The organism is Pseudomonas sp. KB_15 (genome assembly GCF_052114525.1).
Classification (GTDB): Bacteria; Pseudomonadota; Gammaproteobacteria; order Pseudomonadales; family Pseudomonadaceae; genus Aquipseudomonas.
Map to the genome: position 1 here is coordinate 46,415 of NZ_JBFREX010000025.1, position 10,755 is coordinate 57,169.

Sequence of the window (10,755 nt, forward strand, 5' to 3'; positions counted from 1 at the left end):
GAAATACTGCAAATGGTTCCGATGGATATTGCCGACCTGTTGCGCGAAGCGCTGCGGCACAGTGGTTGTAAGGACAGCCAGATAGGGCACTTCGACAGTCACAGTACAATCGAAATGCAGATGAAGAGCCTGCCTGATGTCAGCGTCGCTGAGGTGGAGGGTGATGTATGGGTCTGGGCGGTGGTCGCCGAAGCCGGCCCACAGATTACCCATCATTGTGCCGGTGAGTTGATACGGTTTTTGCTCGAAGGCAACGCCTTTTCCCGCACCGGGCAATTGCATCTGTGCGAGGTTCAGGAGCGCCTGGAGCTGCGATTGATGGCCAATGCCGATGCCCTGAGTGACGCCGGACATTTCGCCCAGGCCCTCGACTCTTTTGTGCTGGCGCTCGAAACACTGTGCGAACTGTTGCGTCGATGAAAATCCGGCTGCAACGGCACGGTGCCCATCCCTTGCGTTTGAGTGGTCCATTGATCGAAGCGGCGCTGGGCGACGTGGTGATCGGTGAAGTCTGCGAAGTGCGTCGGCATTGGCGCTTGCCTGAGGTAGCGGCCAGGGCGCAGGTCATTGGCTTCAAGCCCGGCGCGGTCCTGCTCAGTTTGCTCGGCGATGCCAAGGGCTTGTCCAGGGAGTCGATGATCGTTCCCACGGGCTCGATCCTGCAACTGACGTGCAGTGATGCCTTGCTCGGCAGCGTAGTCGACCCGCAAGGCACTATCGTCGAGCGTCTGGCACCGTCTACGGCGCTGGCGCAACAGGACTATCCGGTGGACGCCGACCCGCCGTCATACCAGCAGCGGCGCCCGGTGGACACCCCGTTGCGCACCGGCATTCGGGTCATCGACGGATTGCTGACCTGCGGTGTCGGCCAACGCATCGGCATTTTCGCCGCCGCCGGCTCCGGCAAGACCACCCTGATCAATATGCTGATCAACCATACCGACGCCGATGTGTTTGTCATTGGCCTGATCGGTGAGCGCGGACGTGAAGTGACCGAATTCATCGAGCATCTGCGTCAGTCTGAAATACGCTCACGATGCGTGGTGGTGTATGCCACGTCGGATTTTTCCTCGGTGGATCGCTGCAACTCGGCCCTGCAGGCTACGGCCATCGCCGAGTATTTCCGTGACCAGGGCCAGCGTGTGGTGTTGTTGCTGGACTCGTTGACGCGCTACGCCAGGGCCCGTCGCGATCTGGCCCTGGCCGCAGGTGAAGCGCCGGCGCGACGAGGCTATCCGGCCTCGGTGTTCGATGCATTGCCGCGCCTGCTGGAACGGCCCGGGGTGACTGCCTCCGGCAGCATTACCGCCTGGTACACGGTGCTGCTGGAAAGTGACGACGAACCGGACCCGATCGCCGAGGAGATTCGCTCAATCCTCGACGGCCATATTTACCTCAGCCGTGCGCTGGCGGCCAAGGGGCACTACCCGGCGATCGATGTGTTGCGCAGCGTCAGTCGCGTGGCGACGCAAGTCACCCCGCCGCAGGTGCAGCAACTGGCGGCGGCGACCCGGGAAACGCTGACGCGGCTTGAGCAGCTGCAGATCTTTCTCGACATGGGCGAGTACAGCCCGGGCGCGGACGCCGCCAATGACCAGGCGCTGCAACGCCGTGCAGCCCTCTACCAGTGGTTGCGCCAGCCCACGGGCGAATGCTGTGAACCGGACGAGGCCCTGGGCCAATTGCAGGGGGTCATGGCATGAATCCATTAGCCGATCGTCTTCGCCTGTTGGCGCTCAGCCAGTTCCGTCGGCAACGCGGTCAACTGCTGATAGCGCGTACCCGGCAGCAACTGCAGCCGCTGGTCCAGGAGCGGGCCGCTTTCGACCGACAAGAGGCGGCACTACACGGTTTGTTGGCCAGCCATCGCGCCAATGACTGTGTGCTCGATCACGGGCAACTGTTGGCGCTGTTGCGAAGGCAGGCGGTCATTCGGCGGCAGATCGAGCTGTTGCGCGTCGAGCGTAACCGGGTCGATCAGCAGTGCCGGGAGATTGAGCAAGCGTTGCAGGAGCAGCGCGAGCAACTGCGATTCGCGCAGCGCAAACACGACAAGTACGAAGGGGCTGTTCAGCAGCTGTTGCGGGGGCAACGGCTGGAGCAGGTGCGCCGGGAAGAAAGAGAAACCGAAGAGATGAACGGAGTTCCGCGATGAGCAACGTATCTGTAATTTCACCCTTGCCGGTTCAACCCTTGGACCCCGTCACCGAAGAACCGATGGACGAGTTGCACGACAGGCTGGTGCCGGTGCAGGAGGATGAGCTGCCGCAAGGTGTGCTGGAGCTGATGGCGCCGTTGATCCTGCGTCATCGGCCCCTGATGGACACTGGTCGCGCAATCACTTTGCAGGCGATGGTCACGCTCCCGGAAAAGCCGGCTGCTGAACTCGACGAAGTACGGCCGCTCACACCGGTGTCTCATCCACAAGCGCAGCCGCTGTCGAGTAAACCTGTGCAGCCTCGGTTGTTGCCACCGGTGGCTGATGTTGCGCCTGTTGTCGACAGGGTTGTCGCGCCGACACCGACAAACCTGGCGACTCGGATCGTTGTTGAGCCAGGGCCGACCGAGCGCCCGTCAAACATCGTCGAACCGCTACCGGTCGAACGTGCCGCCAGTCCAGGTGCACCCTCGATATTTGAGTTCGAAGGGCAAAGGCCCGAAGCCTTATCGAGCCTCCCGACCGCGCGCCATGTGCCGACAGTTGCATCACCTGCGGCCTCGGCGTCCGGGATGCCGCCAGCGCCGCCTGCCCTCGACCCGATCATCGAAACCCTGCCGGTTGCCGACCGGGGCTTGCTGCAGGTTCCGTTCAATAAAGGTACCGCCAGCGGGCAGGTGACGATCAGCCGCGTGGCCGATGAGCCCACCCGTAACCTGCAACTCAGCCCGAGCAATGCCCTGGTTTTCGAACAACTCAAAGTGTCGCTGGAGCACGTCCGCGAACCCGCCTGGCGCCTGACCGACAGCGACGGCGAGCAGCAGCGCCAGGGCTCACGGCAGCCGCCGGACGACGAGCAGACCGAAGACGCCGGGCAGGGCGCATGAGCGCACTGAAGTTGCGCCGGATCAACGCCCGGGCGCATGCCGCCGCGCAAGCGATACGACGCTGGCGAAACGCGGATGTCGACGCCGGTTCCGGCCATCCGCCAGGGCAATCGGGCTATCTGTGTTTTCGCGCATCAGGCGAGGGTGGGGAATGGCGGGGTTTGATCGACGCCCGCGACTGGTTGCATCGATCACTCCCGGGGTTGCGGTCGTTACTGTCGGTCGAGTGCTCGCTGATGAACATCGCCGAACTGTTCCGTGCGGTGCCGCAACCCTTGCTGCTGGAGGTAGACGACTTGCACTACCGGCAAATTTCCGACGTCGACGGGGTCCTTCCCGGGCAATTGCCCCCGCAAGAACTGCCATGGCTCGACACGCTTCGCGGGCGCCTGTGGTTGACCCGATTGCCACCGGCACGGACCGCCAGCCGGCCACTGGACGCCGACTCATGGCTGAGCGATTTGCCGCTGCGCCTGGAGCTGATGCTGGGGTCGAGTCACCTCAGACACGGGATACGGCTGAAGGCCGGCGATGTCCTGCGAATCATTCAGCGTTCGCAACGATGCTACCTGGGGCATCAATGCCTCGGCGCTTTCACCTTTACTGAACAGGGGATACACATGCTATCGACCGCGACCGACGCCCAAAGCACAGCAGATCCCGATCCCGATTTTGACCTCGGCGCTTTGCCGGTGCGTCTGGAGTTCTTGCTCGCGGCCCGGGAAATCGACCTGGCCACGCTGTCGCGGATCATCGCGGGCCAACTGATCCCGCTGGCGGACGATGCGGCGCGGCACATCGAGGTGCGCGCCAATGGCAAGCGGGTGGCCCGTGGCGAACTGGTGCAACTGCAAGAGCAGTTGGCTGTGGAGTTGCTCGAGGTCTATCGCAACGGTTCACCGGACGGAATGCCGCGATGAACGACGTCTCGCTGATTGCGCTGCTGGCATTCGCTTCACTGCTGCCGTTTCTGGTGGCGGCCGGCACCTGCTACATCAAGTTTTCCATTGTCTTTGTCATCGTGCGTAACGCCTTGGGCTTGCAGCAGGTGCCCTCGAACATGACTCTCAATGCGATTGCCTTGTTGCTGGCGATTTTCGTGATGACGCCGGTGCTGAAGCAAGGCTATGGCTATTACAAGGAAGAACAGGTGGCTTTTACCGACATCGAGTCGGTGGTGAATTTCGCCGAGAACGGGTTGGGGGGATACAAGGAATACCTGCGTAAATACACCGACCCGGAACTGGCGCTGTTCTTCGAGCGGGCGCAAGCGGTGCACAGTGATTCCGACATCGATCTGCCCGCCGATGAAGAACTCGTGCTGTCGCTGTTTTCCCTGCTGCCGGCCTACGCATTGAGTGAAATAAAAAGCGCCTTCAAGATCGGCTTCTACCTGTATTTGCCCTTCGTGATCGTCGATCTGGTGATCTCCAGCATCCTGCTGGCGCTGGGCATGATGATGATGAGCCCGGTGATCATTTCGGTACCGATCAAATTGGTATTGTTTGTTGCACTGGACGGCTGGGCGCTGCTGTCCACCGGGCTGGTCAAGCAATACCTGACGTTGCTGGCATAGGCGCGGGCTCATGAACGATCTGGTCTATGCCGGTAATAAAACCCTGTACCTGATCCTGTTGATGGTGGCCTGGCCGATCATTGTCGCCACGGTGGTCGGTCTGGTGGTCGGGTTGATTCAGACCGTGACCCAGTTGCAGGAGCAGACGTTGCCGTTCGGTTTCAAGCTGATGGCGGTCGCCGCGTGCCTGTTTTTGCTCTCGGGCTGGTACGGCGAAACCTTGCTCGATTTCAGTCGTGAAGTCATCCGTCTGGCGTTGGGTTAGCGCGATGTCGGTGACGCTGTTTTTCGACCTGTACACCTGGTTCGCCGCCGCCATCCTGGGGTTTGCACGCCTGGCGCCGATTTTTTTCATGTTGCCGTTTCTCAACAGTGGGGTGCTCACGGGCGTGCCACGCCAGGCTGTCATTGTGTTGGTGGCGTTGGGTTTCCAGACTTATGTGGGGGTGCCGCTGCCTGACCTCGACGGGTTGGCGTTCTTTGGTCTGGTGTTGCGTGAGGCCGGCATTGGCGTGCTGCTTGGATGCCTGCTGTGCTGGCCGTTCTGGGTATTGCACGCCATGGGCAACCTGATCGACAACCAGCGCGGGGCAATGCTCAGCAGCACCGTGGACCCGGCCAACGGAGTCGATACGTCGGAGCTGGCAAATTTTCTCCAGTTGTTCGCCGCGGCGGTTTATCTCGAGGGCGGGGGCATGCTGCTGATGCTTGAAACCGTTGGCCACAGCTACCGTATTTGCACTCCGGCCAGTGGGTGCGAGATGCACCTGCAGTCGCTACTGAGCCTGCTCGACGCGCTGGTGAGCAAGACACTGGTGATCAGCTCGCCGGTGGTGGCCACGCTGTTGATCAGCGAAGCACTGCTTGGCTTGCTCTCGCGGTATGCGCCGCAAATGAATGCTTTCTCGGTGTCGCTGACGGTCAAGAGCCTGGTGGCGCTGGTGGTGTTGATGCTGTATTTCGGCGTGCACCTGCCGGACGAAGTCCTGCGCATGGGCATGAAGTCCCAAGGGCTGGAACATTATCTGGGTCGCGAAGGGGAGGCTGCCGATGTCGTCCAGCGCCTCGAAGACTGAGAAACCCACCGCCAAGCGTTTGCGCGATGCGTCACGCAAAGGACAGACGTTCAAGGCCAAGGATCTGGTGATCACCTGCCTGACCCTCTGCGGCATCACCTACATGGTGTTCAACAGCTCGCTGGTGGAGGTCATGGAAGTCTATCGACGCATCATTGCCAGTGACTTTGACACGGACCTGCAAGCGTACTCGGCGACGCTGGTGCTGGTCGGGCTCAAGGCATTGTTGCCGTTGCTGCTGGTCTGTGTGTTGACCAGCGCATTGCCTGCACTGCTGCAAAGCGGTTTCGCCCTGGCCAGCGAAGCCTTGAAGCTCAACCTGGGAGCGTTGAACCCGATCAATGGCTTCAAAAAACTGTTCAGCCTGCGCACGGTCAAGGACACGGTCAAAGCGCTGCTGTACCTGGGCAGTTTTGCCCTGGCGCTGTGGATTGTCTGGATCACCCAGCGGCAACTTGTGTTTGCCCAGCTGTTCGCCCTGGCCCCGGATCTGTTCGCAATCTGGGGTCACTTGTTGCTGGTGCTGGTGCTGGCGTTCCTCGGATGCGTGCTGCTGATCGTCGTGTTCGATGCGCTGAGCGAATACTGGCTGTTCATGAAAGATCAAATGATGGACAAGGACTCGGTCAAGCGCGAACACAAGGAGCAGGACGGCAATCCGCAAATCAAGGGACGCCGGCGTGACCTGCATATGGAACTGCTGTCGGAGCAGGTCAAATCCGATGTGCGTAGCTCGCGGATGATCATTGCCAACCCGACGCACATTGCCATCGGTGTGTATTTCCGCCCGGAAATCACCGTGCTGCCGTTTATCTCCCTGATGGAAACCAACCAACGCGCTCTGGCTGTACGAGCCTATGCCAGGGAAGTCGGGGTGCCGGTGATCAATGACATCGCATTGGCCCGGCGGATATTCAAAACCCACCAGCGCTACAGCTTCCTTCAAGTACAGGAAATCGAAGAAGTCCTGCGTCTGTTGATCTGGCTCGAACAGGTCGAGCAGGCCTGATTTCTTCCTTTTCCTTTTTCCTCCAAACGTTGGCATGAGCGCAATTTGGCAGCGTGCTCAGCAGCGCTTTGGCTCAATGCAGTCGTCAGCAGCGCTGACGTTTTTCAGGAGTGTGGCTGATGAGTCGCGACAAACAACCAGATGAACAAGTGGCCCTCGATGTAGTGGAAGCAGTGCTTGGTGGTGCGGCATTGAAAGACGTGCAAGGCATCAGTGACGAGCACATGAACAGCCTTTATGCCTTCGCGTTCCAGTTCTACGAACAGGGACGGCTGGACGATGCGCAAAAGTTCTTCCACTTCCTGTGCATTTACGATTTCAACAACAGCCATTACTGGATGGGATTGGCCGCCGTGTACCAACTCAAGCAGGACCACCAGAAAGCTATCGACCTGTATGCGATCGCCTTCGCCCAAGGCAAGAACGACTACCGACCGATGCTGTACACCGGCCAGTGTCACCTGGCGCTGGGCAAGGTCGGCAAGGCCAGATTGTGCTTCGAATATGTGCTTGAGCAAGCCACGGAAGACGATTTGCGCGAACAGGCTCAGGTGTATCTCGACACCTTGAGTCACATTGAAAAGGATTGTTCGGAGACTGAACATGAGTGAAATCAGAAGTACCTTCAACCCGGCATTTTCGGGCTTGACCGGTCGAAACGAGGCCTTTGAAAAATATGGCAAGGCTGCCAGTCAAGCGGCCAGGACGGCGGATTATCAGAAAGCCGGCCAAGAGGCATTGGCTCGCCTGATGTCGGTGAGCTACGGAGGCCAGCCTGGCCCAGCCGTCGCCAGTGCGGGCAGACCCTTGCTGCACGTGCCACCTCCGCGCGCCGACGGCAACAAACAGGAAACCAACAGTGATCTGTTCACGCTGTTGATGGCGATGATCAGCGAGTTGATCGGCGAAGTCGACGTCAACAAACTGAAAAACCGCCTGGCGATGCTGCAAAGCATGGCCGGTGCCAGGCAGCAGGGGCATGAAAAACTGGCGGCTGAATACGCCACCGCCGTCGAGACGCTGGAAGCCGCCGAAGGTGAGATCGGCAGCAGCCAGGAGCACCTCGATCAGTTGCAGGAGCGGGTTCGGCAGGTCCAGGGACTGCTGGATGAGAGTGAGGCACGGTTGGCGGAACTGGATCCTGAATCACCGCAATACGCTCGCGAACTTGCACTGCGTGACAAGCTGAAAGGTGAACTGGCGGGCCATACCCAATCGTTGCAAAAGGCGACCGATGCTCACCTGAAACTGATCGAGATCGCCAATGCCTGCGCCAGAACGCTGGCCGCGGTGGCTGTGAAGGTGCAAGAAGCCGGACTCGCTGGACCCTCGGTGAAGGAGTCCAGCGAAAAAGCGCTGAGCAGCAGCGCACTGGCGTTGCTCAATCGCTTGAAGATTATCGAGATGCTCGGCGAGTCGGCGCAGAACAAGGAGGAGCTCAGTCAGGAGTTGTTCCAGGAGCTGCAAACCAGGCTTCAGGAACACATGAAGCTTGAGTCGGAAAAGTATCTGGAAGAAGTGCGCAAGGCCGAGGCGCTGCAGAAGACCATGGGCTGCATTGGCAAGATCGTCGGTGCGATATTGACCGTTGCAACCATTGCTGCCGGCGTGTTGACCGCCAACCCGGTGCTGATCGCGGTGGGCGTGATTGGCGCGGCGGTGATGATTTCCGACTCCGTGATCCAGCAAGCGACCGGCGTGTCGTTCATGGCCGAAGCCATGAAACCGCTGACGACGGTGATGCAGGAAGCCATCAAGCTGTTCACCGAGCTTTATACAAAATTGCTGGTGGCGTTTGGAGTCGACCCGGAGTCCGCGAAAGACATCGCGCAAATCGCCGGCATGATTCAGGGTATCGCCGCAACGCTGGCGGCCGTGGCATTGGTGGCCGTGGTCGGGGCGCAGGTGATCGGGCCAATGCTCGGCGCCATTGCTTCGAAACTGGCCTCGGCAATCAGCGGGGTCGCGCCTGCCGCGATGCAAGTGTTCAAACAGGCGGCCACATCGGCCGGAAATTCACTGACGCAGATGCTGACCCAGTTGCGCAGCTTCATCACCAACGGCGCCGATGCCGTGTCCCTGGCGCGTTATGCCGCCAATCTGCAGACAGCTCAGGCCGTCACCGAGTTCGGCAATGTGGCGGTGCAGGGCGGTTTGCAGATCAGGAGCGGTGTACATCAGGCCCAGGCAGCGGAGCACCTGGCGGACGTGCGGGTGCGCATGGCGATCAGCGAAGAGATCACTGCCTACCTCACCCGGCTGGTCGATGACTACGGCCAGGCGATGCAGGTCCGCACCCGACAGATCGAGCAGGTCTTTGCCGACATGCAACGCAGTCATTCCGTGAGCCTGCAAATGGCGCGGCACGTTTGAAGTCACTGATAAAAAGGTAATTTTTCATGACCACCATTCACACCACGACCAGGCCTGCTCCAGCGGTATTGACTCACGATCCGGTGAACGACGCAGGGTTGAGCGAGTTGATTGCCCAGGAGCAATTCTCGAAAGATCTCAAAGGCAAGCGCCTCTCGGATACGGTGTTTCTCAACCAGGTCACCGCAAAGCAAGTGCTCCAGAACGGTAGCTTCATAGCGCCTACGGTGGCGGCGCTCGAAAGTGCAATCAACGCCTACCAGCCCGGTGAGTCGGACTGGCAAGACTTCGTTGCAGCCAAGGCGATGCTCAACGATGAAGCGCGCAACGATCTGGTGTTTGATCCGGGCGCTTGGGAGAAACATGCCAACGTATTGGTCGCTGCGATAATTGCACTCAACATCGCACGGGTATCCAACGCGCAATTGCGCGGGCATTTCAGTGTCATGGCCGCGGAGGCCGCCAAGGCTCAGGGTTCTGCCATCATTGAATCAGGCAAGGCCGCCCTTAACAGCGCCATCACTGCCGCCGTGGTGTCCGGTGCAATCGCCGGATTTGCCATGTTCAAAACCTTTCAAGGTCAGGGGCTCAAGCATGCGGATATCAACCTGCACAAGCGCAACGCTCTGGACGCCAACAACATTGAGCGTGACCTGAAGCACCATCGTTCCCGCGATGACTGGGATCCGCAAACCACCTACAAAATTAAGACCTTCGATGATTTCGGCCGGTCGAATTCCGTCGACTTCAAACCCAAGGGGGCCACGCTGACGCCTCAGGAGCAGGCGTGGTTCGACAGGGAAATCCTCAAGGCGCAGAAGATTGGGCAAACCTGCGACTGGCTGAGCCAAATGGGCACCAAAGGCATCGAGGAAAAGCTCGAAACCGGCCGTACGTTCAGTGCGATGTCGATGAACCTGAGTCAGGTCGTGTCCTGCATAGTGCGCATTGCCGAACACGCTGCGCGGGAGAAAGAAGTCCTGCAGCAAAGTGCGCAGAACACTCAGAAGAGTTTGAGCGACGAGGTCGGCCAGAAAGACTCGGCCGACGGGGCACTGCTGCAAAAACTCATGGATATGGTGATGCAGATACTGCAGTCGCGCATTGAAGTCATTGGAAGGGTTTGAGTGAGGAAACCAATATGAGAATTTCGGACCTCGTACCTGCAACCAGCCTGCCTGCAGACTTCAACGTCGTCAGGGAGGCGCCGCTGCCTCCTGAAATTCCCACCGCGATCCACGCCGGGTTTTCCCTTGTACAGTTGCTCGAACGCTCGGTAAAAGCGCTGAATCGTAATCTTGAAAATATGCTCAAGTGCCCGGCAGGAGTTGCCAAAGGGCTTGAAGGCGGGTCAGCCGAGACGTTGGCGCAATACTTCGCGTCGGCCGAATTTGTCGAACAAATCCAGAGCAAACGCATTCGATCGCAGATGTGGATACAGCAGACAAGGCAATGTGCAATGGTGCTTACCCATTGCCTTGCAACGCTGTCGATGGAACAACTACAGCCACTCTATGACGGGCAGAATCTTATTCTCGGTGAGCTGAAACGAATGCCGGTACCGGTAGAGATAGCTGACGAATTTGCCGCCGAACTGAGATCGTCTAACGAATTTTTCGACAAGCTGCTCAATCTCATCGACCTGATCAAAAACGGCTACCTGGCCGGTTATGAGC

Annotated in this window: 12 protein-coding genes and 1 pseudogene; all 13 read left to right on the forward strand. The window is 59.4% G+C overall.

What is annotated here, in order from left to right:
* The first annotated feature begins 12 nt into the window (after positions 1-12).
* On the forward strand, positions 13-420 hold the full coding sequence (locus AB4Z35_RS19475) for an Invasion protein B family (protein ID WP_442098745.1): 408 nt from the start codon (positions 13-15) through the stop codon (positions 418-420).
* Positions 417-1,703 carry a type III secretion system ATPase SctN gene (sctN, locus tag AB4Z35_RS19480; RefSeq protein ID WP_442098747.1) on the forward strand — a complete coding sequence of 429 codons (1,287 nt, stop codon included), beginning with the start codon at positions 417-419 and terminating at the stop codon, positions 1,701-1,703. The genes AB4Z35_RS19475 and sctN overlap by 4 nt, the downstream gene beginning before the upstream one ends.
* A complete protein-coding gene (locus AB4Z35_RS19485) occupies positions 1,700-2,155 on the forward strand; it encodes a type III secretion protein (RefSeq protein ID WP_442098749.1) in 456 nt (151 codons plus the stop codon). The genes sctN and AB4Z35_RS19485 overlap by 4 nt, the downstream gene beginning before the upstream one ends.
* A complete protein-coding gene (locus tag AB4Z35_RS19490; RefSeq protein ID WP_442098751.1) occupies positions 2,152-3,045 on the forward strand; it encodes a SpaN/EivJ family type III secretion system needle length determinant in 894 nt (297 codons plus the stop codon). Before AB4Z35_RS19485 ends, AB4Z35_RS19490 begins: the two co-directional genes overlap by 4 nt.
* Positions 3,042-3,965 (forward strand): FliM/FliN family flagellar motor switch protein, encoded by a 924-nt coding sequence (locus AB4Z35_RS19495; RefSeq protein ID WP_442098753.1) that lies wholly within the window; start codon positions 3,042-3,044, stop codon positions 3,963-3,965. The genes AB4Z35_RS19490 and AB4Z35_RS19495 overlap by 4 nt, the downstream gene beginning before the upstream one ends.
* Positions 3,962-4,621: an EscR/YscR/HrcR family type III secretion system export apparatus protein gene (locus tag AB4Z35_RS19500; RefSeq protein WP_442098755.1), complete on the forward strand. Its 660-nt coding sequence runs from the start codon at positions 3,962-3,964 to the stop codon at positions 4,619-4,621. The genes AB4Z35_RS19495 and AB4Z35_RS19500 overlap by 4 nt, the downstream gene beginning before the upstream one ends.
* A gap of 10 nt (positions 4,622-4,631) precedes the next feature.
* The gene (locus tag AB4Z35_RS19505; protein WP_017337483.1) at positions 4,632-4,886 is read left to right on the forward strand and encodes an EscS/YscS/HrcS family type III secretion system export apparatus protein; all 255 of its coding nucleotides are present in this window, start codon (positions 4,632-4,634) and stop codon (positions 4,884-4,886) included.
* Positions 4,887-4,890: 4 nt separating this feature from the next.
* A complete protein-coding gene (gene sctT, locus AB4Z35_RS19510) occupies positions 4,891-5,697 on the forward strand; it encodes a type III secretion system export apparatus subunit SctT (RefSeq protein WP_442098766.1) in 807 nt (268 codons plus the stop codon).
* Positions 5,672-6,706 carry an EscU/YscU/HrcU family type III secretion system export apparatus switch protein gene (locus AB4Z35_RS19515; RefSeq protein ID WP_442098758.1) on the forward strand — a complete coding sequence of 345 codons (1,035 nt, stop codon included), beginning with the start codon at positions 5,672-5,674 and terminating at the stop codon, positions 6,704-6,706. Before sctT ends, AB4Z35_RS19515 begins: the two co-directional genes overlap by 26 nt.
* 119 nt (positions 6,707-6,825) lie before the next feature.
* Positions 6,826-7,317, forward strand: coding sequence for a type III secretion system translocator chaperone SicA (gene sicA, locus AB4Z35_RS19520; protein WP_442098760.1), 492 nt, complete (start codon positions 6,826-6,828; stop codon positions 7,315-7,317).
* Positions 7,310-9,079 carry a type III secretion system translocon subunit SctE gene (gene sctE, locus AB4Z35_RS19525; RefSeq protein WP_442098762.1) on the forward strand — a complete coding sequence of 590 codons (1,770 nt, stop codon included), beginning with the start codon at positions 7,310-7,312 and terminating at the stop codon, positions 9,077-9,079. The genes sicA and sctE overlap by 8 nt, the downstream gene beginning before the upstream one ends.
* A gap of 26 nt (positions 9,080-9,105) precedes the next feature.
* Positions 9,106-10,206, forward strand: coding sequence for a cell invasion protein (locus AB4Z35_RS19530; RefSeq protein ID WP_442098764.1), 1,101 nt, complete (start codon positions 9,106-9,108; stop codon positions 10,204-10,206).
* A 14-nt stretch (positions 10,207-10,220) separates the two neighbouring features.
* Positions 10,221-10,755, forward strand: a pseudogene (locus AB4Z35_RS19535) (IpaD/SipD/SspD family type III secretion system needle tip protein); the annotation flags it as partial.

Bases quoted from the DNA above. Each gene is read 5' to 3' on its own strand.
- AB4Z35_RS19505 (WP_017337483.1), top strand. From the start codon at position 4,632: ATGAACGATCTGGTCTATGCCGGTAATAAAACCCTGTACCTGATCCTG.
- AB4Z35_RS19485 (WP_442098749.1), top strand. From the start codon at position 1,700: ATGAATCCATTAGCCGATCGTCTTCGCCTGTTGGCGCTCAGCCAGTTC.
- sctE (WP_442098762.1), top strand. From the start codon at position 7,310: ATGAGTGAAATCAGAAGTACCTTCAACCCGGCATTTTCGGGCTTGACC.
- AB4Z35_RS19500 (WP_442098755.1), top strand. From the start codon at position 3,962: ATGAACGACGTCTCGCTGATTGCGCTGCTGGCATTCGCTTCACTGCTG.
- AB4Z35_RS19490 (WP_442098751.1), top strand. From the start codon at position 2,152: ATGAGCAACGTATCTGTAATTTCACCCTTGCCGGTTCAACCCTTGGAC.
- AB4Z35_RS19495 (WP_442098753.1), top strand. From the start codon at position 3,042: ATGAGCGCACTGAAGTTGCGCCGGATCAACGCCCGGGCGCATGCCGCC.
- sctT (WP_442098766.1), top strand. From the start codon at position 4,891: ATGTCGGTGACGCTGTTTTTCGACCTGTACACCTGGTTCGCCGCCGCC.
- sctN (WP_442098747.1), top strand. From the start codon at position 417: ATGAAAATCCGGCTGCAACGGCACGGTGCCCATCCCTTGCGTTTGAGT.
- AB4Z35_RS19475 (WP_442098745.1), top strand. From the start codon at position 13: ATGGTTCCGATGGATATTGCCGACCTGTTGCGCGAAGCGCTGCGGCAC.
- sicA (WP_442098760.1), top strand. From the start codon at position 6,826: ATGAGTCGCGACAAACAACCAGATGAACAAGTGGCCCTCGATGTAGTG.
- AB4Z35_RS19515 (WP_442098758.1), top strand. From the start codon at position 5,672: ATGTCGTCCAGCGCCTCGAAGACTGAGAAACCCACCGCCAAGCGTTTG.
- AB4Z35_RS19530 (WP_442098764.1), top strand. From the start codon at position 9,106: ATGACCACCATTCACACCACGACCAGGCCTGCTCCAGCGGTATTGACT.